This is a genomic window from Knoellia subterranea KCTC 19937 (assembly GCF_000768685.1).
Taxonomy (GTDB): domain Bacteria; phylum Actinomycetota; class Actinomycetes; order Actinomycetales; family Dermatophilaceae; genus Knoellia; species Knoellia subterranea.
The window spans coordinates 74,385-97,085 of sequence record NZ_AVPK01000003.1; the positions used below are offsets into that span (position 1 = coordinate 74,385).

At 68.8% G+C, this 22,701-nt stretch carries 27 protein-coding genes; 13 read left to right on the forward strand and 14 right to left on the reverse strand.

Annotated elements, in window-relative coordinates:
- Positions 1 to 48: 48 nt before the first annotated feature.
- Entirely contained in the window at positions 49 to 966 is a 918-nt protein-coding gene (locus tag N803_RS06355; protein ID WP_035903559.1) for a phenylalanine 4-monooxygenase, read from the forward strand.
- A 94-nt stretch (positions 967 to 1,060) separates the two neighbouring features.
- Here the strand turns inward: N803_RS06355 and N803_RS06360 are convergent, their stop codons facing one another.
- The 6 genes from N803_RS06360 to N803_RS06385 all read right to left on the reverse strand — a co-directional run bounded on the left by N803_RS06360 (position 1,061) and on the right by N803_RS06385 (position 5,857).
- The gene (locus N803_RS06360) at positions 1,061 to 1,597 is read right to left on the reverse strand and encodes an AMIN-like domain-containing (lipo)protein (protein WP_052111926.1); all 537 of its coding nucleotides are present in this window, start codon (positions 1,595 to 1,597) and stop codon (positions 1,061 to 1,063) included.
- A gap of 182 nt (positions 1,598 to 1,779) precedes the next feature.
- Positions 1,780 to 2,322, reverse strand: a complete 543-nt coding sequence (locus N803_RS17380; RefSeq protein WP_052111928.1) for a DUF6036 family nucleotidyltransferase — start codon at positions 2,320 to 2,322, stop codon at positions 1,780 to 1,782.
- Positions 2,319 to 2,876, reverse strand: a complete 558-nt coding sequence (locus N803_RS06370) for a helix-turn-helix domain-containing protein (RefSeq protein WP_035903562.1) — start codon at positions 2,874 to 2,876, stop codon at positions 2,319 to 2,321. The genes N803_RS17380 and N803_RS06370 overlap by 4 nt, the downstream gene beginning before the upstream one ends.
- A gap of 153 nt (positions 2,877 to 3,029) precedes the next feature.
- Entirely contained in the window at positions 3,030 to 4,691 is a 1,662-nt protein-coding gene (locus N803_RS06375; protein WP_035903564.1) for a solute symporter family protein, read from the reverse strand.
- Between the two features lie 2 nt (positions 4,692 to 4,693).
- A complete protein-coding gene (locus tag N803_RS06380) occupies positions 4,694 to 5,035 on the reverse strand; it encodes a DUF485 domain-containing protein (RefSeq protein ID WP_035903567.1) in 342 nt (113 codons plus the stop codon).
- 309 nt (positions 5,036 to 5,344) lie between these two features.
- Complete coding sequence (locus tag N803_RS06385; RefSeq protein WP_035903569.1) at positions 5,345 to 5,857, reverse strand: carboxymuconolactone decarboxylase family protein; 513 nt, start codon at positions 5,855 to 5,857, stop codon at positions 5,345 to 5,347.
- Between the two features lie 139 nt (positions 5,858 to 5,996).
- On the opposite strand from N803_RS06385, the gene N803_RS06390 reads away from it, so the two are divergent.
- The 7 genes from N803_RS06390 (at position 5,997) to N803_RS06420 (ending at position 11,890) form a co-directional block, all read left to right on the forward strand.
- Positions 5,997 to 6,461 (forward strand): MarR family winged helix-turn-helix transcriptional regulator, encoded by a 465-nt coding sequence (locus N803_RS06390; protein WP_035903573.1) that lies wholly within the window; start codon positions 5,997 to 5,999, stop codon positions 6,459 to 6,461.
- A gap of 54 nt (positions 6,462 to 6,515) precedes the next feature.
- Entirely contained in the window at positions 6,516 to 7,556 is a 1,041-nt protein-coding gene (tdh, locus tag N803_RS06395; protein WP_035903937.1) for an L-threonine 3-dehydrogenase, read from the forward strand.
- A gap of 229 nt (positions 7,557 to 7,785) precedes the next feature.
- Positions 7,786 to 8,952: a sensor histidine kinase gene (locus N803_RS06400; protein ID WP_084764154.1), complete on the forward strand. Its 1,167-nt coding sequence runs from the start codon at positions 7,786 to 7,788 to the stop codon at positions 8,950 to 8,952.
- Positions 8,949 to 9,623: a response regulator gene (locus tag N803_RS06405; RefSeq protein WP_035903583.1), complete on the forward strand. Its 675-nt coding sequence runs from the start codon at positions 8,949 to 8,951 to the stop codon at positions 9,621 to 9,623. Before N803_RS06400 ends, N803_RS06405 begins: the two co-directional genes overlap by 4 nt.
- 151 nt (positions 9,624 to 9,774) lie before the next feature.
- Positions 9,775 to 10,059, forward strand: coding sequence for an SHOCT domain-containing protein (locus tag N803_RS18840; RefSeq protein ID WP_052111931.1), 285 nt, complete (start codon positions 9,775 to 9,777; stop codon positions 10,057 to 10,059).
- A complete protein-coding gene (locus N803_RS06415) occupies positions 10,056 to 10,979 on the forward strand; it encodes an ABC transporter ATP-binding protein (RefSeq protein WP_035903586.1) in 924 nt (307 codons plus the stop codon). The genes N803_RS18840 and N803_RS06415 overlap by 4 nt, the downstream gene beginning before the upstream one ends.
- A complete protein-coding gene (locus N803_RS06420; RefSeq protein ID WP_052111933.1) occupies positions 10,976 to 11,890 on the forward strand; it encodes an ABC-2 transporter permease in 915 nt (304 codons plus the stop codon). Before N803_RS06415 ends, N803_RS06420 begins: the two co-directional genes overlap by 4 nt.
- On the opposite strand, the gene N803_RS06425 is transcribed toward N803_RS06420, so the two are convergent.
- Complete coding sequence (locus N803_RS06425) at positions 11,830 to 12,177, reverse strand: NAD(P)/FAD-dependent oxidoreductase (protein ID WP_211253465.1); 348 nt, start codon at positions 12,175 to 12,177, stop codon at positions 11,830 to 11,832. The genes N803_RS06420 and N803_RS06425 overlap by 61 nt on opposite strands.
- A gap of 171 nt (positions 12,178 to 12,348) precedes the next feature.
- Here N803_RS06425 and N803_RS17385 point away from each other — a divergent pair, with 171 nt between their 5' ends.
- Together N803_RS17385 and N803_RS06440 are read left to right on the forward strand one after the other, a co-directional pair.
- Complete coding sequence (locus N803_RS17385) at positions 12,349 to 13,191, forward strand: peptidoglycan-binding domain-containing protein (protein ID WP_052111935.1); 843 nt, start codon at positions 12,349 to 12,351, stop codon at positions 13,189 to 13,191.
- Between the two features lie 139 nt (positions 13,192 to 13,330).
- A complete protein-coding gene (locus N803_RS06440) occupies positions 13,331 to 14,746 on the forward strand; it encodes an ATP-binding cassette domain-containing protein (protein ID WP_169743056.1) in 1,416 nt (471 codons plus the stop codon).
- 42 nt (positions 14,747 to 14,788) lie between these two features.
- On the opposite strand, the gene N803_RS18845 is transcribed toward N803_RS06440, so the two are convergent.
- Both N803_RS18845 and N803_RS06455 read right to left on the reverse strand, forming a co-directional pair.
- A complete protein-coding gene (locus N803_RS18845) occupies positions 14,789 to 15,799 on the reverse strand; it encodes a hypothetical protein (RefSeq protein ID WP_245617054.1) in 1,011 nt (336 codons plus the stop codon).
- 172 nt (positions 15,800 to 15,971) lie between these two features.
- Complete coding sequence (locus N803_RS06455; protein ID WP_035903595.1) at positions 15,972 to 16,406, reverse strand: DUF732 domain-containing protein; 435 nt, start codon at positions 16,404 to 16,406, stop codon at positions 15,972 to 15,974.
- Positions 16,407 to 16,604: 198 nt separating this feature from the next.
- Here N803_RS06455 and N803_RS06460 point away from each other — a divergent pair, with 198 nt between their 5' ends.
- A complete protein-coding gene (locus N803_RS06460) occupies positions 16,605 to 16,994 on the forward strand; it encodes a GNAT family N-acetyltransferase (protein ID WP_245617055.1) in 390 nt (129 codons plus the stop codon).
- 192 nt (positions 16,995 to 17,186) lie between these two features.
- On the forward strand, positions 17,187 to 17,531 hold the full coding sequence (locus tag N803_RS06465) for a type II toxin-antitoxin system HicB family antitoxin (protein ID WP_211253466.1): 345 nt from the start codon (positions 17,187 to 17,189) through the stop codon (positions 17,529 to 17,531).
- A 26-nt stretch (positions 17,532 to 17,557) separates the two neighbouring features.
- Here the strand turns inward: N803_RS06465 and N803_RS18690 are convergent, their stop codons facing one another.
- Positions 17,558 to 17,971, reverse strand: a complete 414-nt coding sequence (locus N803_RS18690) for a zinc-binding dehydrogenase (RefSeq protein ID WP_211253480.1) — start codon at positions 17,969 to 17,971, stop codon at positions 17,558 to 17,560.
- Position 17,972: 1 nt separating this feature from the next.
- On the reverse strand, positions 17,973 to 18,530 hold the full coding sequence (locus N803_RS18695) for a quinone oxidoreductase family protein (RefSeq protein WP_211253467.1): 558 nt from the start codon (positions 18,528 to 18,530) through the stop codon (positions 17,973 to 17,975).
- Positions 18,531 to 18,615: 85 nt separating this feature from the next.
- On the opposite strand from N803_RS18695, the gene N803_RS06475 reads away from it, so the two are divergent.
- A complete protein-coding gene (locus N803_RS06475) occupies positions 18,616 to 19,815 on the forward strand; it encodes a glycine C-acetyltransferase (protein ID WP_035903597.1) in 1,200 nt (399 codons plus the stop codon).
- A 97-nt stretch (positions 19,816 to 19,912) separates the two neighbouring features.
- On the opposite strand, the gene N803_RS06480 is transcribed toward N803_RS06475, so the two are convergent.
- From N803_RS06480 to N803_RS06490, 3 genes are all read right to left on the reverse strand, one after another.
- The gene (locus N803_RS06480; RefSeq protein WP_035903599.1) at positions 19,913 to 21,445 is read right to left on the reverse strand and encodes a sodium/solute symporter; all 1,533 of its coding nucleotides are present in this window, start codon (positions 21,443 to 21,445) and stop codon (positions 19,913 to 19,915) included.
- Entirely contained in the window at positions 21,438 to 21,794 is a 357-nt protein-coding gene (locus N803_RS06485) for a DUF485 domain-containing protein (RefSeq protein ID WP_245617056.1), read from the reverse strand. The genes N803_RS06480 and N803_RS06485 overlap by 8 nt, the downstream gene beginning before the upstream one ends.
- 68 nt (positions 21,795 to 21,862) lie before the next feature.
- On the reverse strand, positions 21,863 to 22,666 hold the full coding sequence (locus N803_RS06490; RefSeq protein ID WP_035903606.1) for a LytR/AlgR family response regulator transcription factor: 804 nt from the start codon (positions 22,664 to 22,666) through the stop codon (positions 21,863 to 21,865).
- Positions 22,667 to 22,701 lie beyond the last annotated feature (35 nt).

Consider the following 22,701-nt stretch of genomic DNA (forward strand, 5'->3'; position numbering starts at 1 on the left):
GCTTCATGCTGCACTGAGGTCACACAACGACCTACAAGGAAGTGGGCCATGTTCGAAGAAGGTCAGCTGTACTCGCCCGTGACCCGGCACGAGGACGGCACCGTCGAAGTTCACCTGAGTGACAACCACCCGGGCCGCAATGACGAGCACTACCTCCAGCGCCGCGGCGAGATCGCCGGAGCCGCGCTGTCGTGGACGCGTGGGGAGCCGATCCCGGTCATCGACTACACCGAGACCGAGCACGAGATCTGGCGGACCGTGAGTCACCAGCTCGCACCGAAGCACGAGAAGTACGCGCACAGCGAGTACCTCGCCGCCAAGCACGCGCTGCGTCTGCCGACCGAGCATGTGCCTCAGCTGCACGAGGTCACCGAGCGGCTTCAGCCGCTGACCGGTTGGTCCTACATTGCCGCGCCCGGGCTCGTGCCGCTGCGCGACTTCTACGGCGACCTGGGGTCGCGGACCTTCAACTCGACGCAGTACCTGCGCCACGGCTCCGAGCCGCTCTACACCCCCGAGCCCGACATCATCCACGAGGTCATCGGACACGGAAACCAGCTCGCCTCACCGCGATTCGCGCGCATCACCGAGGCTGCCGGCAAGGCGTCGCTGCGGGTCGAGACCGACGACGCGATGAAGTTCATCGCCGACGTGTTCTGGTTCTCCATGGAGTTCGGCGTCATGCGCGAGCACGGTGAGGTCAAGGCCTACGGCGCCGGCATCCTGTCGAGCTACGGCGAGATGGACGAGTTCGCGCACATGGAGCTGCGCGCCCTCGACCTCGCCGACATGGGGACGCTCAACTACGACATCACGCAGTACCAGCCGGTGCTGTTCTGCGCCGCCTCGCTCGACCAGCTCGAGGACGTCGTGGGCAGCTTCTTCGAGACGGTCGACGACGACTCGGCCGCGAAGCTGCGGGCCGAGGCGGTCGACCGCGGGCTCGTCGAGGCTGCGTCCGACTGACCTCTGCTCGACTTCGACTGGTTGCCCGTTTGGGCGGTTCCGGGCGGTGGTTCGCCGCTCCGAGACGCGCCCAAACGGGCAATTCAGTCGAACTTCACCACTTGTGGGCGACGTCGATGACGAGCCGGCTCGTGCCGGTCGCGGTGTCGTTGAGCGTGAAGACGCGGAAGGGGAGCCGGGCTCGGACGCCGAGCGCGACGGTGGACTGGCCCTCGAACGACCCGGCCCACTTCACCTGCCGGAAGGTCGTGTAGCCCGTGACGTTCGGCATGGCCGGCGCCGTCGTGTAGCGCGCTGCCCGGTCGACGACCTGGATCGCCGCGCCACCGGCAACCGGCACCGGGAATCCCGATCCGTCCTGCGTGACGACGCTGACGTAGCGCACGTCGTAGCCGGTGGCCGAGCCACGGTGGTCGATGACGAGCCGGTCGAAGCACGCGTGTCGACCTGCTCGCACCCCCGTGAGCGTCGTGGCCTTCATCGTGGACGAGGACTTTGCGAGCGAGCCCCAGGTGATGCCGCAGTACGGCGCGGCGGAAGCAGTGGTGGCGCCGATGGCGGCAGGTGCGGTGGCGGCGGCGAGGCCCAGTGCGAGGGCGGCGGCGCTGCGGCGAAGGGTGGTGCGGTTCATGGTGTCCTCCTCGTGTGGTGCGGTCACAGGGAAGACGCGTATGCCGCCCGCCCCGGTTGACAGGTCAGGAGGACCGAGTGCCGGGCCAGATACACGAGAGCCGACAAAGGCGCCTGTCTTCACTCATCACAGATGGTGTCCAGCGCCGTCGCCAAGCCCTGCGCAAGGCCCCCTTCCGCCGATCAACCTGGTTGCTGTCGGCCGGGTATCAAGGCGTGCGCGTCGGAAACAACGTCCTCCAACGTCGTGAGTGGCTCGAGCCCACCAACGCCATATGCATCGAGCGTCAGCTGAATCGCTTCCTCCGCGTCCACCTCCAGTGCCGCCGCCAACGCGACGATGTCCGCTCGGTCGCGCGCGCGACCTGCCGCCAACTTCATCGCGAGCAGTTGCTCGAGCGATGCCAATTGAACTCGCAGTCCGGGGTGCTCGGGCGGCGCGAGGGCATCGGCAGGCAACGGCGGCAGGAAGGGGCGCGCTGCTCCGTTGAGCCATCCCTCCGGCAAGCCCAGTTCGTGAGCCATGTGCGCGACGATCTCGGCCACCCGACTCTCGGTCGTGATGCCGTCGATGTCCTGGGTCGGGCGGTCGCTATTCGGAAGGTGTAGCGATATCGCAGCCCCTCCGACGACGTAGACAGTGGCCGCGATCCCCGCGCTGCGAAGGCGTTGGTCGAGCTCGTCCAGCAGTTGCCGGATGCGTACCGCGTCGAAGTCGAAGGTCATGCGGTCACCAGATCGCGCTCGTTGATCTCGATCCCGAGCCTGGCGAGGCCCTCGTCCAAGGGTCGCCCCGTCCTCAAGGGCAAGGGGGCCCAAGGTTCACGCAACGGCATCGGGGCAGCCAGCCACTTGGGAACGGGTCGCCCGTCGTTGGCCGCCTCGCGCAGGAGGGTGTGGGTCAGGGTCTTCCACGGGCCAGCCAATCGCCGCTGTGGAGAGCCCGTCGCCCAGATGGCCCGACGGGCGGGGCTGCTCAGGGCGAGCGACTGGTCGCGTCCCTGAAGCAACATTCGCAGGGCCCACATCGGATCGGTCTCGTCAGAGGTGGCGACGGCATCGATGACGTCTGCGGCCCGCATCCAGGTGCGATTTCGGGCCTGTTCCGCTGCCTCCTCAAGGTCGAGGAGAACCATGGCAGACGGGACGGTCCGCCCAGCCAGATAGTCCCCAAGTCGAGACGGGGTGCACCCGAGCGCATATGCCGCCTGACTCCGGTTGAAACCGGCAGCCTCCATCAACGCCTGAAGGCGCCGTTGGAGTGTCTCGTGCGTGGCCATGCAGCTAGAATATACCCAAATATGGATATTGACATATAGGAGAACCGACTCCGTACCCCGTCGGCGCACGGCGAGCGGACGGCATACCCCTCACAACGTCGTGTGCCCCAGCGGTCCCGGAAAGGGACCGCTGGGGCACACGAGGCGAGTGGATCAGTGGTCGAGAGCCTTCGCGACACCGTGGCCGGTGAGCGAGCGGACCTCCATCTCCGCGTACTTCTGGGCGTTGTGCTCCTGGCTCGTGACCGTGCCGAGCCAGCCGAGGAAGAACGCCAGCGGGATCGTCACGAGGCCCGGGTTGTCGAGCGGGAACCATGAGAAGTCGATGTTCGGGTTGGTGATCATCGACGGGGAGGGGCCGCCCTCGACGAGCGGGGCCTTGCCCGACACGACAGGGCTGAAGATGATCAGGCCGATCGTCGAGATGAGACCGCCGTAGATCGACCAGAGCGCGCCACGGGTGTTGAAGCGCTTCCAGAACAGCGAGTAGAGAATCGTCGGCAGGTTCGCCGACGCCGCGACGGCGAAGGCGAGGGCCACGAGGAACGCGATGTTCTGGCTCTTGGCGAACATGCCACCGAGGATCGCGACCGCACCGATGACGATGGCGGCGATGCGGGCCACCTTGACCTCGTTCTCGTTGGTCGTGTCACCGCGCTTGATGACCTCCTTGTAGATGTCGTGCGCGAAGGTCGCCGACGCCGTGATCGTCAGACCGGCGACGACGGCGAGGATCGTGGCGAACGCGATGCCGGACACGATGCCGAGGAACGTGCTGCCGCCGAGGTGGAACGCGAGCAGCGGTGCGGCCGAGTTGGCCTTGCCCGGTGCGGCGTTGATCTCGGCCGAACCGACGAGCGCGCCGGCGCCGTAGCCGACGACGAGGGTCAGCAGGTAGAAGCCGCCGATGAGCCAGATGGCCCACTCGACCGACTTGCGGGCCTGCTTGCTCGTCGGGACCGTGTAGAAGCGCTGGAGCACGTGCGGCAGACCGGCGGTGCCGAGGACGAGGGCGAGCGACAGCGAGATGAAGTCGATCTTCGTCGTCGTGTTGAGGCCGTACTTCACGCCGGGCTCGAGAAGCTTCTCGCCGACCTTGGGGTTCTTCTCGATCGCGGCGTCGAAGAGGCCGGACAGGTTGAAGCCGTACTTGCCGAGCACCCAGACGGTCATGATCGCCGTGGCCGCGATGAGGAGGACGGCCTTGATGATCTGCACCCAGGTCGTGCCACGCATGCCGCCGATGAGGACGTAGGTGATCATGACGATGCCGACGATGGCGATGACCAGGTTCTGGGCGGCCTCACCGGAGACGCCGAGGAGCAGCGACACGAGGCCACCGGCTCCGGCCATCTGGGCCAGCAGGTAGAAGAACGACACGCAGAGGACCGACACGGCGGTGGCGATGCGGACCGGGCGCTGCTTGAGGCGGTAGCTCAGCACGTCGGCCATCGTGAGGCGACCCGTGTTGCGCATGAGCTCGGCGACGAGCAGCAGCGCGACGAGCCACGCGACGAGGAAGCCGATCGAGTAGAGGAAGCCGTCGTAGCCCTGGAGGGCGATGGCGCCGGCGATGCCGAGGAAGCTCGCGGCCGAGAGGTAGTCGCCGGCGATGGCGACACCGTTCTGACGACCGGAGAAGCCGCCACTCGCGGTGTAGAACTCGCCGGCGGTCTTGTTGCCGCGGGCGATCTTGACGATGACGACGAGCGTCACGAGGACGAAGCCGGCGAAGATCGCGATGTTGAGGGCGGGGGAGCCGACGGAGGTTGCGGCCTCAGTGGGGAGAGCCGAAGGGAGGGCGATGGCAGCCATTTTCAGTGCTCCTTGTCGCCGTCGAGCTTCGAGCCGAGGGCGTCCGCCAGCGGGTCGAGCTCACGGTTGGCCCACCGGGCATAGATGAACGTGATGGCGAACGTCGTGACGAACTGGCCGAGCCCGAAGAACAGGCCGACGGTGATGTTGCCGAAGACCTTGGTGCCCATGAACCCGGGCGCGAAGATCGACAGCAGAACGTAGACGAAGTACCAGACGAGGAAGAACGCCGTCATGGGGAAGACGAAGCCGCGGAACTTGCGGCGCAGCTCCTGGAATTCGTCCGTGGACTGCATTGCGACGTAGGGATCCTCGTCGCGCAGGGTGCGAGCGTCGTTGCTCACGGGTGCACCTCCAGTGGGGTCGGTCCCCGGTCAGCTCAGGGAACAGCCGGGTCTCCGCATACTGTCGATGCTTCGGTATGCCGTCCGCGCCCCTTGGCGATGCCCGCTCGCCGGGCGGGTGGCGGGGTTCGTTCGATGGCCCGGGCCCGCGATGGGCGGTACGGCGAGCGGCAGGTGAGGCGCGACGAACGGTCGCCCGGCCGGCATACCCATCCGCCTCCCCATTTACGGGGCCCCCGCTAAACGGTTCCCGAGCAAGGGAACTGTTCTCTTGCTCGGGAACTGTTTCCCTTGTTCAGCCAGCCCCGGTCAGGCTCCGGTGAGGCGATTGGCGTAGGTCGACAGGGTGTAGGCGCCGACGCCCAGGACGACCTCGAGTGCCTGTCGCGGCGTGAATCCCGCTGCGGCGAAGGCGTTCTGGAGCGCGTCGGGGACGGCACCCGTGTGGTCCATGACGTCGTGGGTGAAGCGTTGGAGGGCGGCGAGTCTCGCGTCGTCGAGCGGGAGGTCGGCGCGGAGAGCGGGCTCGAGGTCCGCGTGCCCGAGGCGGCGAAGGGTGGCGGCGTGCATCTCGATGCAGACGTCGCAGCCGTTGCGGACGGCGACGGTGAGGATGAGGACCTCCTGTTCGAGCGTGGTGAGGGTGCTGCCCTGGAAGAGGCGGCTCGTCGTGAGGAAGGCGTCGAGCAGCTGCGGGGCCTCGGCCATCCGGGCGACGGCGGTGGGCAGCGTTCCGCCGAACGCGGCGGCTACGCGCTTGAGAGTCGGGGCGGCCTCGGCGGGTGCGGTCTCCGTGGTGTGGTCGGGAAAGGTGAGTGTCATGGCGGGGTCCTTGGTGTCGTGGCGAGAACGGGGACGGGCGGCCGAGACTTCGGGGCCCGGCGCAGCAGATCGTCAACCTAGTTGACCATTGAGTATCCAGTATCGTCAACCCTGTTGTCGATCGCTGGAGGTATCGCACATGGCCGGACACGAGTTGCCGCTGCTGCTGCTCGGCGGATTCCGCCAGCTCATCGACGAGATGCACCGGCGCCTCGCCGAGCGCGGGCACCCGGACCTGAGGCCGGCGATCGGCTTCGCGGTGCAGGCGATCTCGCACGGCGCGACGACCGCGTCTGACCTGGGTCGGGCAACGGGGGTGAGCAAGCAGGCCGCGAGCAAGACCGTCGACCAGCTTCTCTCGATGGGCTACGTCGAGACCGTCCCCGATGAGCGCGACGCGAGACGAAAAGCGTTGCGGCTCACCGCTCGTGGCGTCGACCTGGTCACGTTGTCCGGAGCCGTCCTCGATGACCTCCGCGCCGAGTGGGTGGCCGTCGCGGGGGAGTCCGCAGTAGGCACCCTCGAGACCACGCTGCGCCTGCTCGCCGGGCGTGAGGGTGTGCGCACCGACACCGCTGGCTGGCTCGTGGCCGAGTCCGGCTGACGCCCCCATCGGGTGGTTGTCTGACCCACCCCTCGCACCGGCATGATGGGCGCCGTGCGAGCACTTGTGAAGACCACCGCCGGGCCCGGCCTCGAACTCATCGACGTCCCCGAGCCGGAGTGCGGTGACAGCGACGTCAAGATCCGCGTGCTGCGAGCGGGCCTCTGCGGCACCGACCTCCACCTCGAGCAGTGGGACGACTGGGCGGCCTCCGTCGTCTCCGTGCCGCAGGTCATCGGGCACGAGTTCTATGGCGAGGTCGTCGAGGTCGGCAAGCGCGTGGACCACATCACGGTCGGTGACCGCGTCTCGGGCGAGGGTCACCTCATCTGCGGCAACTGCCGCAACTGCCGTGCCGGTCGTCGCCACCTCTGCATCAAGACCGTCGGCGTGGGCGTCAACCGCGACGGTGCGTTCGCGGACTACGTCGTCATCCCCGCGATGAACGCCTGGGTACAGCCGGCCGACCTCGACCCCGACCTCGGTGCGATCTTCGATCCGCTCGGCAATGCCACGCACACTGCCCTGCAGTGGCCGGTCGTGGGCGAGGACGTCGTCGTCACCGGTGCCGGGCCCATCGGTGTCATGGCCGTCGCCATCGCGCGCCACGCAGGCGCCCGCCGCATCGCGGTCACCGACATGAGCGACCAACGTCTCGACCTCGCCAAGGGCGCCGGAGCCGACCTGTGCGTCAACGTCAGCCGCGGCGAGGACCTCGCGTGGGCGCAGAAGCAGCTCGGGATGCTCGAGGGCTTCGACATCGGCCTCGAGATGTCCGGCGCGCCCAGGGCCGTTGAGGACATGCTCGCCAACCTCAACCACGGCGCTCGCGTCGCGATGCTCGGACTGCCGAAGGACCCGTACCCGATCGACTGGGGCCGGGTCATCACGCACATGATCACGATCCGCGGGATCTATGGCCGCGAGATGTTCGAGACCTGGTACCTCATGGGCTCGATGCTCGCCACCAGCCCTGAGCTGCGCGAGGCCGTGCAGTCCGTCATCACGCACCGCTTCCCCGCCGAGGAGTGGGCGAAGGGCTTCGAGGTCGCCCGCTCCGGTGAGTGCGGCAAGGTCGTCCTCGACTGGAGCTGATGAGCGCCGGTCGCGCGACCGGCGCTCATGTTGACGACCGGCGTCGGTATGCGAGCGCCGGTCACCAACCGCTGCGCCGGTCGCGCGACCGGCGCAGAAGTTCACCCCCGTCGGACTCGCGACCGCGTGTCCCGCGAGGGCAAGAAGTGGCTCGTACTCCCGGGGGAGTAGTCGCACTGCCTCCCCTCGCTGGGCGCTCCCACCTGCCTTCGATCCCTAGGCTGGGTGCATGCCCTGGGACCCCGATGCGCGGATGTCGGGACCGCCGCGTCGCGTCCCGCCGATCGCGTGGGTGGTCGGTCCGCTGATCCTCGCGGTCTTCCAGATTGGCGGGAGCTTCGGCGCCGCCCAGGGGCAGACGGATGCGCGGCCGCTCGATGCCCTCGCGATCGCCCTTCTGCTCGTCGGACCCGTCGGGGTCGCCCTCTCGCGCCGCTGGCTCACCTACGCCCTGCCGGTGGCCGCTGCAGCGATGGGAGTCTGGCTCGCCCTCGGCTACCCCTATGGTCCGATCTTTGCCTCGTATGCCGTCCTCACGATCATCGCCGTATCTCGCGGTCGTCGATGGCTCGCCTGGGGATCCGCGCTGCTCCCGATCGCGGGTCAACTCGTGCGCGGGCTCGACACCGATCGTCAGGGCTCGTGGGGTGGCGTCGGTGGATTCGTCGCGTGGCTCATCGTCGCCTTCGCGGTCGCGGAGGTCGTGCGCGGGCGTCGGGACCGCGCGGCGGCGGCCTGGGCTGCTCGCCGCGAGGCGCTCGCCCGGCGTGAAGGGGAGGAACGCCTCCTCATCGCGCAGGAGTTGCACGACGTCGTCGCCCACCACATGTCGCTCATCAACGTCCAGGCCGGCGTCGCGCTCCACCTCGGTGAGCGAGAGAAGCCCGAACATGTCGAGCCCGCGCTGCGCGCAATCCGTGACGCGAGCGGGGAGGCCCTGGCCGAATTGCGTTCTCTCGTGGACGTTCTGCGCTCCGATCACGCGCCGGCTCCCCGCGCGCCGACCGTGCGACTCGCCGCTCTGGGCGACCTCGTCAGCCGCAGCCGCGCAGCAGGTCTCGACATCACGGTGAAGCGGCTGGGCGCCCAACGCGAGCTGCCGGCGGCGGTCGACCTCGCGGCATACCGGATCGTCCAGGAGGCGATCACGAACGTCGTGCGCCACGCCTATGCAACCCACGCAACGGTCACCCTCGATCACGACACGGATCTCACGGTGACGATCGAGGACAACGGGCACGGTCCGGATCCGGCGACTCTCATTGAGGGCAATGGGATCTCGGGGATGCGCGAGCGTGCGCATGCACTCGGAGGGACCGTGGCGCTCGATCCGTCTCCGCTGGGCGGACTGCAGGTGCGCGCGAACTTCCCACTGGCAGAGGGGAGTTCGTCGTGATTCGGGTCGTGCTGGCCGATGATCAAGTGCTGCTTCGCGCCGGACTGCGTGCCCTGCTCGACGCCGAGGAGGACATCGAGGTCGTGGGCGAGGCGGGCGACGGCGCGGAGGCGGTCGAGCTCGTCCGCACGCTGTCGCCGGATGTCGTGCTCATGGACATCCGGATGCCCGGCACCGACGGTCTCGAGGCCACCCGACTCATCGCCGCGGACGAGGCGCTCGCTGCGACGAAGGTCGTCATCCTCACGACGTTCGACCTGAACGAATACGTCTTCGAAGCGGTCCGCATCGGAGCCAGCGGCTTCCTCGTCAAGGACACCGAACCCACCGAACTGCTCCGCGGTGTGCGTGCCGTGGCCGAGGGGGACGCGCTCCTGTCACCGGGTGTCACCCGTCGGCTCATCGGCGAATTCGCCTCTCGCAGCAGGGACACGAGCCTGCCCGCCGCCAGACAGCTCGACCTGTTGACGGATCGCGAGCGGGAGATCGTCGGTCTCGTCGGAGAAGGTCTCAACAACGACGAGATCGCGGCCCGGCTCGTCGTCTCTCCCGCGACGGCCAAGACGCACGTGAGCCGCGCGATGGTGAAGCTGCACGCCCGCGACCGGGCCCAACTCGTCGTCCTCGCCTACGAGTCGGGGCTGGTCCGACCCGGCTGGACCCAGGCCTGACCACACAGTTCCACTCGGGGTTTCTCGGGGTTGACCCCTACGCCCGGGGGAGGCCCGCAGGTGTCGCCCGCTGGGGGATTCGGTGAGAGCGCCGAAACCGAAGGATCGGTGGTGTCGGATCCACCCGGGATCCACCAGCCAAGGAGTCCACATGAACACCCTCCTCACCGCCGCCGCCACCCTCCCCGTCCACGACGGCAACTGGAACGGCCCCGGTCCCTGGTGGCCGACCTTCCCGTTCCTCTGGCTCATCCTCATCGTCGGCGTCATCGCGTCGTTCCGCTTCTTCGGCATGCGTCGCTGGCGTCACTTCCACGCCGCGGATGGCATTCGCGACGGTGAGTCGAAGCTGGCCGAGCGGTTCGCGGCCGGTGAGATCGACGAGCAGGAGTACGAGGCCCGTCGCGCCGTCCTTCGCCGAGGTCAGCCGTCATGACTTCCGTCGTCTCCGTCGAGAACCTCACGAAGCGCTACGGCGACATCACCGCCGTCGACGGCGTGAGCCTCGAGGTCCGGTCCGGGGAGGTCTTCGGCTTCCTCGGCCCGAACGGCGCCGGCAAGACGACGACCCTGCGCATGCTGCTCGGTCTCGTCTCGCCGACGTCGGGTCGGGCGCTCGTCCTCGGACGGGCGCCCGGCGACCCCGGGGCGCTCGCGCGCGTCGGCGCTCTCATCGAGGGGCCGGGTCTGTACCCGTACCTTTCCGGTCGCTCCAACCTCGAGATCATTGCCCGGTATGCCGGTGTGTCCCGTTCCGCGATCGCGCCCGCTCTCGAGACGGTCGGGTTGACCGACCGGGCCGACGACAAGTTCGCGAAGTACTCGCTCGGCATGAAGCAGCGACTCGGTGTTGCGGCCGCACTGCTCAAGGACCCCGAGCTCGTCATCCTCGACGAGCCGACGAACGGCCTTGACCCGCAGGGGATGCGTGACATGCGCGCCCTCGTGCAGAACCTCGGCCGGGAGGGTCGCACCGTCATCCTGTCCAGCCACCTCATGAGCGAGGTGCAGCAGATCTGCTCGCGCGTCGCCGTCATCAACAACGGCCGGATCGTCGCCGATGCGGCCGTGGAGGAACTGCGCGGACAGTCCGACCTCGAGGTCATGGCTCACCCGCGCGACGTTGCCCGCCGCACGCTCGAGCAGCTTCCGGAGGTCGCGTCGGTGCGTGACGCGGAAGGCGCGTTGATCGTGGACGTGAGCACCCGGCATACGGCATCGGTTGCGGCAGCGCTCGTCGGCGCGGGAGTCGCCCTCACGGGTCTGCGCCGCACCGAGCGCGACCTGGAAGACATCTTCTTCGACCTCACGGGAGCCGACTCCCGCGAGCCCGAACTGGCCGGGAGGTCATCATGAGCACCGCCACCGCGGCACCCGCCGCACGCACCACCATCAGCCGTTCACCGCTCGTCGGGCTCGGCGCGGCGACCCGCGCCGAGCTGGGCAAGCTCGCTCGGCGCCCTGCCGCCTGGGTGCTGCTCGGGACGGGCGTCGCCCTCAACCAGGTCTTCGCCTACGTCATCCCGTACTTCGCCTACCGCGGCGATGCGAGCAGCGACTTCGCCACCGAGGGTGCGACCAAGGCCCAGCTGCTCGCCGGGATGATGCCGGCCGAGGTCGTCGCCAACACGGTGGGTGCGTTCGCCGTCTTCGTCGGTGCGCTCGCCCTCGTGCTCGGTGCTCTCGTCACCGGGAGCGAGCACACCGGCGGGACGCTCAAGACCCTGCTCACGCAGCGCCCCAGTGGCGCGGTCGTGGCTCTCGGTCAGATGCTCACCGTCGTCGTGGCGGTCGGGTTCGGCGTGGCCGTGCTCGCCCTCACCGGTGCGGCATCGGGGGTCATCGTTGCCCTCGTCGAGGGTCAGGCGATCGTGTGGCCGTCGCTGGGTTCGGTGGCGTCGGGCCTCGGCTCCGGCTGGGCGATCCTCGCGATGTGGGGCGCGCTCGGTGCCGCCCTCGGGTCCGTGCTGCGCGCGGTGGCGTTGCCGATCGGCCTCGGGGTCGTGTGGATCCTCGCCATCGAGAACCTCATCACCGCCGTGTCCCGGTCGACGCTCACCTCGCTCGCGGGGCTGCGTGACGTCCTGCCCGGCGTCAATGCCGGGTCGCTGCTCGGGTCGGTCCTGCCAGCTTCGCCCGGCGGGGACGCTGCACCCGGCGTGCAGACGCTCGTGTCGGGGGAGCGGGGACTCGTGACCGTGGTGGTCTATGTCCTCGTGGCCGTCTTGGCCTCGGTCTGGGTGACGAGACGCCGCGACGTGGCCTGATCCATGGCAGCGGAGAGGTGGGACGCGACGTACGCGGCGTCGCGTCCCACGCCCGCCACGAGCATGCTGGAGAACGCGTACTGGAAGCTCAGGCCGCACAGGTAGAGACCAGGGGCGTCCTCGACCACGCCACGCAGTTCCCTCGGCCAGCCGTCCTCGTTGAGGATTGGCAGGTCGATCCAGTCGAAGGACTGGCGGAAGCCTGTGGCCCAGATGACGTTGGCGACGGGGAATGGTGCGCCGTTGACCACGGGGCCGGAAATCGAGGGCCGGGTCGGCGCACTCATCGGCGCGGAGCGACTCCGCCAACTGCGCGTGGACCTCGAGGCCATCCGGACGGAATTCGCGACTCCCCGCGGCGGAGACGCTTCCGCCGATCGCGTATCTGGCTGACGCCCGGCGCCTCCTGTCCTGCAGAGGCCTCCTTCCGTGAGGTCCCCTGGGGCAGGAGTCGTGTCATGAACGTCAACCCGTGGAGAACGGCCTCATCGGGGTCGGTGTCTGCGGCGGTCAAGGGTCTGCAGTACCTCTTGCGCGCCCACGGGCACGCCATTGCCGCTGACGGCTCGTTCGGTCCGGCGACCCAGGCCGCCGTGACGGACTTCCAGTCCGACGAGGGACTCACCACCGACGGCATCGTCGGTCCGAACACGTGGTCGCGACTCGTCATCCCGACGAGCAGTGGGTCCACCGGTGACGCTGTCAGGGCGGTGCAGCAGTTCGGTCTCGTGTCGTCGCCGGGGCTCGACCCGCTCGACGTCGACGGGTCGTACGGACCGCTCACCCGCGAACGCGTCACCGACGTCCAGCGCGACTGGGGCCTGACCCAGGACGGCGCCGCTGGACCCGAGACGTGGTCGTTCCTCAGCACGCAGAGCCCGGGTCCGCGACCGTGGCCGCTCGTCAAGCAGGGCGCCACGCGGGTCAGCAACTGGCGGGTCCGCGCGGCGCAGCACCTGTTGCGCGCCAAGGGTTATGCCATCGCACCCGACGGCATCTTCGGTCCGGCGAGTGGCAACGCCATCCGCACGTTCCAGCAGACCCTGAGGGCGACGTACATCAGCACGACCGTCGGCCAGCTCGACTGGCCGGCCCTCATCGTGACCGTCAGCCTCGGCTCGACCGGCGAGGCGGTCAAGGCCGTCCAGACCCTCGTGCCCGGTGGTCTCACGGTTGACGGCTCGTTCGGTCCGTTGACCGACGGGGCCGTCCGCAACTTCCAGTCGATGTTCGCGCCCCCGTCTGACGGCATTGTGGGCCCGATCACGTGGCACGCGCTCACCCAGGCCCTGTTCGAGTAACGGTTCGGCACCACGTCCTGCCTCTGGACTCGTGACCTCCGAGGGGATGTCACACTGTCTCGGGCCAATCACGGCGCGAGCGAAGGTAGGGGCAGTGGAGGTTCTGGTCGAGGCGACCGGTTTGCACCAATACAGAGGTGTGCGACACGTTCTCAAGGGTGTTGATCTGACGATCCACCGAGGCGAGATCGTCGGGCTCATCGGGCAGAACGGGTCCGGCAAGTCCACCCTCATCCAGGTGATCAGCGGCCTGTTGCGTCCCGCTCTCGGGCGGATCGAGTTCGCCGGGGAGTTCTATCGCCCCGAGTCGATCGAGGCAGCACGTGCAGCCGGGGTGAGCGTCATCGAGCAGGACTTCGAGACACCCTCCGGCCAGACCGTCGCCGAGGCGATGTATCGCAACACGTTCCTCGCGGGTCGGCCCCACGAGGAACTGCTCGAGCCGGCTCGGGCCGTCATGGAGCGCACCCAGTTCGAGGTCGATCTCGACGCGCTCACCGAGACCTTCGACCCCGCCGAGCAGGCGATCGTCGAGGTCCTGCGCGTGCTCGCCGAAGAGGCGCAGCTCGTGGTCTTCGACGAGGCGAGCTCGATGCTCCACGAGATCGACATCGTCCAGCTCCACGCTGCGGCCCGTCGCCTGCGCGACCAGGGTTGCGCCGTCCTCTATGTCGCTCACCGCCTCGAGGAGGTCGTCGCGATCTCCGACCGGGTCGCCGTCATGCGGCAGGGTGCGGTCGTCTCGGTCGTGAACTCCCGCGAAGCCACGATCGACGGCTTGGCGCAGGCGATGCTCGAGCGCCCCATCGGCAGCCTCGCCGGTCGCGAGCGGCCACCCGCCGGCGACGTTCGACTGTCCGTGCAGGGCCTCAGCGTGGGGAACCGCCTCGCCGAGGTCGACCTCGACGTTCGCGTCGGCGAGGTCCTAGGTGTCGTCGGCCTGCGTGAGTCCGGCGCCCACGAGCTGGTCGAGGCGATCGCGGGCGTGCGCCCCTCCGCCAGCGCGGGCGTCACCTTCGATGGGGAGCAGCTCGGCAGCCTTCACGACGCGCGTGACCGCATCGGCTACCTGCCAGCGAACGCCGTCCAGAGCGACGAAAAGATCTCCACCCTCCTCGCCAAGGGAGCCAATGGCGAGAGCGAGCTGGCACGGCTGCGTCATGCGGTCGGAGTGGCTCACCGTCTCGAGCTCTCCACCTCCGACATCCAGGGGCCCCTGACCAGCCTCTCCGGCGGTGACGCCCAGAAGGTGTCCGTCGCCGAGATCATGACGAGCGGCGCCGACGTCATCGTCCTCAACCACCCGACTCGTGGCGTCGATGTCGGCGTCAAGGACCGGGTTCACGGTCTCATCCGAGACCTCGTCGATACGGGTACGTCAGTCGTCTTCTTCGCCAGCAACGTCGAAGAGTTGCTCGCGACGAGTGACCGCGTCGCCGTCGTCCACGGCGGACGCGTCGTCGCGGTCCTGGACCCCTCGGACGTCAACGAGGACATCGTCATGGACTACGCGGCATACGGAGAACTGCAGGTGACTCAGGCGCGCGGCGCCTGACCCGTCACCTGCCCGACAGGTCAGGTGTGGACTCGACCGAGGTCAGAGGGAGATGGCCTTGGCGACGCTGGCGAGGCGGAACCGGGCCAGCGCGAGGTTGGCACCGGTGCGATTGAGCACGAGGTAGACGAACAGGCCGCTCGTCGACTCGCCGTTGAGGACGTTGATCAGGTGGTACTGGTTGTCCAGCGTGATCATGATGTCGTCGATCGCCTCGGACTTGCCGATGTCGTGCATCGTCGCGAGCTGCGCGCGGACGACGTTGGAGCTGCCTGCGGCCGCCACGCCCAGGTCGAAGCCGGGGTCGCCGCCCTGGGCCAAGGTCATGCCCGACTCTGAGTCGATGATCGCGGCGCCCATGGCACCGTCGATGTCGAGGAGCTGCTGCAGGGATTGGTCGACGCTCATGGCGGGCTCTGTCCTGTCGGTGGCTGGTGCCGGCGGCGCGGTCTGGGCCGCGACTGAAGGGGCGGGAGGGGTCGCGGCGGCAGGGGTCGGGACCGCGACCGAAGGAGCGGGGGCCGTCGGGGCGGCAGGTGCCGGGGCCGCGACCGAAGGAGCGGGGGCCGTCGGGGCGGCAGGTGCCGGGGCCGCAGCCGAAGGGGCAGGAGGCGCCGCGGCAGGCCGGGTCGGTGCCTCGGGAGCAGGAATCTGGTGACCCGTGGCCTGCTGGGCGGCAGCAGCCCGGACGGCATTGCGGACCGAAGGGATCGCCGTCGCGCCCGGACCGCGCTGGGCGAGCCGTGCCGCGGGGAGCGATGATCGGGGGATCGTCGCCTCGGCTTCGGTGGCAGTGGGTGTCGGCGTCGCGGCCGGGACCCGGCGGGCGGCCTTCCGGGCGGCAGGCGGCTGGGTCGGCGGCTGACTGGCCCCGGGCTGCTCCGGTGCGGTGGCCGCGGCAGGGTCGGTAGGTGCGTCACCCTCAGCCTTGGCCCACGGCAGGTCGGGCCGCGCCATCAACGGGTTGGCGCGATCCGGGAGGGCCTGGTCCGGGAGGGCCTCGGCGCGGCGAGCCGGGCCCAGCGCCCATGCCCGAAGGAAGCTGTCCGCCACGTCCCACTCCTGCAACGCTCGTTCTGGGCGGCCCCTGGCGGAGCCGAGATGCGCGTCCCGGCGCATCGCCGGGTCATCCTCCCACACGTCGGGGAGTCGGTTTCCGTGGCTCTGCGCCTCTCGTGGGGTGTGTGATCGAGCGGACGATCGGGTCGCCAGTGAGCGTCGCGGGTCAGCCGATCGACGCCTTCGTCCAGGCCTCGGTCTGCGGGGTGCAGAAGTGCGTCACGGCAGCCGACGCGAAGATGACCGACTGCGTGTGGTCGAGGCCGAGCGCGGATTCGTTCCCCGTGAGGATCGCCTTGGCGGTGGCCTCGTCCGGGTTGGCCTCGAAGGTCGAACACACCTTCTTGGCCGCGGCGACCACGTCCTCGTCGGACTTCTCGGCGAGCGGTGCAACGGCCTTCTTGACGACTCCGGCCCACGTGTTCTCCGGGACGATTCCGCTGTTCGTCGGTGCGGGGGAGTTGGCGTCGGATGGTTGCGACGCGCTCGACCCGGTGGTCGGGGTGGACGTGCCCTCCGCGGAGCCGGAGCCGCAGGCCGACATCGTCAGGGCCAGAGCTGCGGCGGCGAAAAGGGTTGCGGGCAGGCGCAGTCGAGTCATGCGTTGAACGTAACGACTCTCCGAAAGCCTCGCGACCGGAGACGTGTCCGACGTGGCCACAGAGGAGGTGATCAGATCCGCGCGCCATGACGACATCCCCCGACTTCGCGACATCGAGCGTGCCGCCGGCGCTGGATTCCGGACGATCGGGGATGGCCGCCATCGCCGATGACGAGCCGTTGCCCAGCGCGGTGCTCGATGACTATGTACGGGCGGGCCGCCTGCGTGTGGGTCGTCAACGACGGTGACCGCGAGGGCCACGGAGACATCGCGGGCTACCTGCTCGCCGATGTCGTGGACGGGGCGGGCCACATCGAGCAGGTTTCGGTCGACCCGGGATACGCAGGGCAGCGAATCGGTCGGGCACTCATCGACGAAGCGGCCCGATGGGCCACAACGCAGGGGTATGCCGTGGTGACACTCACGACGTTCACGCGCGTTCCGTGGAACGCGCCGTATTACGAACGGCTCGGCTTCGTCGCTGTGCCACCGGAGCAACTGGGTGAGGGGCTGCGCCGCGTGCGTGAGCACGAGGCCGATCTGGGTCTCGATCGCTGGCCCCGCACGGCCATGGCACGCCCTCTCTGACTCGGCCGGCCTCGTATCTGCCGGACAACCGCCCGACAGCTATCCTACTGGTACCGCGGGCGGTATCATGGAAGGTCTTCAAGACTCCGTGGCCCGGTGATCCCAGGGTCAACATTCAGAACGACCATGGCAACGCCAAGGCGTATCAGGTGCGGCAGGTCTGGCCGCGATCGACAAGAAGGAGGCCAACTGATGGAGACCATGGCAGTGCCCGACATCGCTCACTACACGTATCGCGTCACCTGGTCCGTCGAGGATCAGGAGTTCGTTGCGACCTGTATCGAGTTTCCATCACTCTCCTGGCTCGCGGAGTCTCAGGTCTCTGCCCTCGAAGGCTTGGAAGCACTCATTGCCGACACGATCGAGGACATGCATTCCGAGGGAGAAGACATTCCTCAACCGCTGTCGGAGCGCACGTACTCCGGAAAATTCAGCTTGCGAGTTGGTGAAACCCTGCATCGACGCCTCGCGGTTGAAGCTGCGGAAGAGAACGTCAGCATCAACCAACTGATCGTCCGCGCGCTGTCACGACTCTGACTCAGAGTCACGGGCGCAGCGCTGGGTCAGTCCCGGTCGAGGCGCACCACGACGTTGCCGATCTTGACCCCGGACTCGACGTAGCGGTGGGCCTCGACGATGTCGTCGAGCGGATACGAGCGGTCGATCACCGGACGAAAGGCGCCCGAAGCCAGCAGGTCGCGGATCGCCTCGACGACGTGCTGCCCCTCCTCGGGATAGGGGAAGACGACCCGCCGCCGCCCCCGCGTCGCCAAACCCACAGCGGCGAGCGGAAGGTTCTGCCACCCGGGCCCAAGCTCTGACGAGATGTAGACGCCGCCCGGTGCGAGCAACCGTCGACACCGGCCGAAGGTGCTCTTGCCGACCGCATCGATGACAACGTCGAAGCGGTCGTCGAGGCGGGTGAAGTCCTCGCTCCGGTAGTCGATGACGCGGTTGGCCCCCAGCCCGCGGACCAGGTCAGCGTGCTCGCCCGCGCAGACGGCCCGTCACCTCGACATCTCTGACTGAGAGCAATTGCACTGTGGCAGAACCGATTCCGCCGGTTGCGCCGTTGACGAGGACACGCTGTCCAGCATCCGCGCCGGAGCGGTGGATCGCCGACATCGCGTAATGGGCACCTTCCGTCGATGCCGCCGCCGTCGCGTCGTCGATGCCGTCCGGCGTCCTCGCGATCATGCTGTCCGCTGCGACGACGACCTGCTCCGCGTGTGCCCCGAACGTGCCCTCGCAATAGCCGAAGACCCGGTCGCCCACCGCGAGGGTCGTGACCTCCGAGCCGACGGCCAGCACGACACCGGCGTACTCCGTGCCCAGGATCGTCCGTTTCGGCGCGCGCAGTCCCGTCATGGCCCGCATGAAGAACGGGTGCGCCCTGCGGTACGCGCAGTCGGTGCGGTTGACGGTCGTTGCGTGCACGCGGACGAGGACATCGCCCGGGCCGGGGGTGGGTGCCTCGAGCTCCTCGACGCGCACCACCTCGGGCGGGCCGTAGCGGGTGTTGATCGCAGCCCTCACACCGCGAAGGTACCGCGCCCGAGGAGGCGCGCGGACGGCATACGCTGGCTTGCGTCTGAGACGCACGAGAACGAAGAGGTATGCCGTGTACGGGTCCGTGAAGGATGAGCTCGCTTCCGCTCTGGCCGAGATCAAGGAGGCCGGGCTGTGGAAGGCCGAGCGCGAGCTCACCACGCCGCAGTCGTCGCACGTCGGGACGAGTGGTGGCCAGGCGCTGAACTTCTGCGCGAACAACTACCTCGGGTTCGCCGACCACCCCGACGTGGTGCAGGCCTCCAAGGACGCGCTCGACGAGTGGGGCTTCGGGATGGCGTCGGTGCGGTTCATCTGCGGGACGCAGACGCAGCACTCGCGACTCGAGGAAGCACTGTCGGACTTCCTCTCGATGGAGGCGACGATCCTCTATTCGTCGTGCTTCGACGCGAACGGCGGCGTCTTCGAGGTGCTCTTCGGCGCCGAGGACGCCATCATCAGCGACGAGCTCAACCACGCCTCGATCATCGACGGGGTGCGCCTCTCCAAGGCCCAGCGCTACCGCTACAAGAACGCGGACATGGCCGACCTGCGTGCCCAGCTCGAGGCGGCCGTCGCAGCCGGCGCGCGCCGCAAGGTCATCGTCACCGATGGCGTCTTCTCGATGGACGGGTTCTTTGCGCCGTTGGACGAGATCTGCGACCTGGCCGACGAGTTCGGGGCGATGGTCCTCGTCGACGACTCGCACGCCGTCGGCTTCGTCGGGCCGAACGGGCGGGGGACCCCGGAGCTGTTCGGTGTGCAGGACCGCGTCGACATCATCACCGGCACGCTCGGCAAGGCCCTGGGTGGCGCATCCGGTGGCTACGTCTCGGCGCACCGCGAGATCGTCGACCTGCTGCGCCAGCGCTCGCGGCCCTATCTCTTCTCGAACTCCGTGGCGCCCGGTGTCGTGGCTGGGTCGCTCAAGGCTCTCGAGATGGTCGACACGTCCTCCGAGGCGCGCGAGACGTTGCAGCGCAACACGGCTCTCTTCCGCGAACTCATGACCGACGCGGGGTTCGAGCTGTTGCCCGGGTCGCACCCGATCACGCCGGTGATGTTCCCGGGCGAGGATGGCGCGCGGCAGGCCGGGGAGATCGCCGACCGGATGCTCGCCGACGGCGTCTATGTCATCCCGTTCTCGTTCCCGGTGGTGCCGCGCGGCAAGGCGCGAATCCGGGTGCAGCTCAGCGCTGCTCACTCCGAGGCGGACGTCCGTCGTTGCGTCGAGGCGTTCATGAGCGCCCGAGACGCTGTCGCCGGCGGCTGATCCGCCCTCTCGAGTCGTCCCATGGGGCCAAACGCGCGCTCGGTCGCGCCTTTGGCCCCATGTTCATGACCCGGAGCGCCTCGGCGGCAGCAGCCCGTCAGTCGGGGACTCGCGACCGGGCGAGGTGGACCCGCTCGGGCGTGTGCAGCCGAACCATGAGCCTCGCGGTGTCCCGGGGGACGGTCGTGGGTGTGGCCAGCGAGACGATGACGGCCGTGGCGAACGACAGCGGCGTGCACCACGCCGCCGGGTTCGCGAGCAGCGCACCGACCCACCCGTCCTGAGCTCCCTGGACATACGTCGTCAGTGCTGCGGACGTCGACGCCACGGCGCCGAACACCAGCCCCGCGATGGCGCCGGCACGCGACAGGCGCCGCCACCACACTCCGAGGATCAGCAACGGGGCAAACGTGGCCGCCGCCAGCGAGAAGGCGTAGCCGACCGTCGTTGCGATGCCGATCTGCTCGACGTAGCGGGCCACGACGAACGGCACCACCACGGCGACGACTGCCGCCAGCCGGAACCCGCCGAAACCGAACGCGTCCCCACCGGTGAGCCGCGACAGCCGCGGCCGGAGGAACTCCTGGTGCAGCACGCCCGTCACCGACATTGCCAGCCCGGACGCCGTGGACAGCAGGGCCGCGAACGCGCCACCGGCAAGCATCGCGGTCAACAGGTCACCGCCGACGCCGGACACGACCCGCTCGGGCAGCTGGAGCACGATCGTGTCGGACCGGACCCCCTCGGGAAGTGACGGCAGATGCACGCGGCCCAACACGGCATACACCGGAGGCAGCAGGTAGAAGAGCCCCAGCAGGGCGACCACCGAGACCGTCGTGCGCCGCGCCGCCACTCCGTCCGGGTTCGTGTAGTAGCGGACGAGGACGTGCGGCAGCCCCATCGTCCCGAGGCAGAGCGCGAGCATCATCGAGAAGGTCCGGTAGTACGGATGGTCGCCGGGACCGCGCTCCGCGAACGGCTCCCACCATCCGCCCTGGACCTCGGGCAGCCCCCCACCCGAACGCACCCACAGGGCCATGAGGACGAACGCGGGCACCGCGAGGCAGGTCAGCTTGATCCAGTACTGCATCGCCTGGACGAAAGTGATCGACCGCATGCCGCCGGCTCCGACCGCAGCTGCCACGACGACAGCGACGATCAGCGCTCCGGCCCACTGCGGAGCGCCCGTGACGAGGGACAGCGCCAGCCCGGCCCCCTGGAACTGGGGCACGAGATACATCCAGCCGATCGCCACGACGAGCACCGCCGCGAGGCGTCGTACGACGACAGACCCGAGCCGCGCCTCGGCGAAGTCGGGCAGCGTGTAGGCCCCCGACCGCCGCATCGGCGCCGCCACCATGACGAGCAGGCACAGGTAGCCCAGTGTGTAGCCGACGGGCAGCCACAGCAGGTCGACGCCCTGGTCGTAGATCAGTCCGGCGACGCCGAGGAACGAAGCAGCAGAGAGGTATTCGCCAGAGATCGCGCTCGCATTGAGCCGCGGTGACACGGTCCGGCCCGCGACATAGAAGTCCGACGTGCGCCGCGACAGTCGCAGCCCCAGACCGCCCACGACGACGGTCGTCACGCAGACGAGGGCGACCGCGACGACCGACAGCGAGTCACTCATCGCGCACGCTCGGTTCGTGCCCCGCCACCTCGCCGAAGCCTGCCTCGACGATGTCCGAGAACTCCGCCTCGTTGCGCTCCGCCTGCCGCACGTAGCCTCGCGCCAGCAGCCAGGCGGCCGGATAGACCAGGATGCCAAGAACCAACCAGGGCAACGGAATTCCCGCCAATGTCATCGTCCGCGTCGACGGCACGAGCGCCAGCAGCACCGGGAACCCGCCGAGAGCCAGAGCCATGAGCCCGAGCACCGTCAGCGCCAGCCGGAGCTGAGCCCGTCGCAGCCCGTCGATGTAGACGTCACCGAGTCGCGTCTGCTCGTCGATGTCGGTCGCGAGGGCACGAGTCCGCACGGGTTGTGCTCCGCGTCGCGAACTCGTCACGCGCACACGGGCGGGAGGGCCGGAACGCTCGGGGGCCATCAGCTCGCGCTGCCGGGTCGCCTCAGGAGGACGTCGCGCAATTCCTTGGTATGCCGTCTGCTCACCTGGAGTTCCACGTCGCCGATGACGACCGAGCACCGTCCGTGGTCCATGCGGACCTCGGTGACGTGGGGGAGGGCAACGAGGGTGGACCGGTGAATGCGGACGAATCCGGCTGCGGCCCAACGCTCTTCGAGCACCGCGAGAGGGATCCGCACGAGGTGGCTCCCGTCCGGAGTGTGCAGTCGGGCGTAATCGCCCGAGGCCTCGACGAACCGAATCTGGCTCCGGTTGACGAAGCGGGTCACGCCGCCGAGCTCGACGGGGATGGTCTCGTCCTCCACGCCGACCTCGGCCGTCCCCGGGGCGCCGACCCCGGACGGCGCACCGGGACCGCCGACGGGAGCGGACGGCATACCCGCCTCGTCCTGCTTGGCCACGACGCGACGCACGGCTTCCGCGAGACGTTCGCCCCGCACCGGCTTCATGACGTAATCCGTTGCGGCGAGGGCGAATGCGTCCACGGCGTGCTGCTCGTGGGCTGTGACGAAGACGAGTTGCGGGGGAGAGGCGAAGCGGGCGAGGACTCGGCCCAGGGCCATCCCGTCGAGGCCCGGCATCGAGATGTCGCTGAAGATGACGTCGATGTCGTGGGCCTCGAGCATCTGGAGCGCTTCGGTGCCACTCGTCGCCGTCAGGACGGAGGCGATCCGGTCGTCGGAGTCGAGCAGGTAGCGGACCTCGGAGAGGGCTGGGAGCTCGTCATCGACGACGAGGGCGCGCAGGGACGCGTCACGGGCCATGGGTTCGAGGATAACCATTCGCAGGGCCGGCCCGG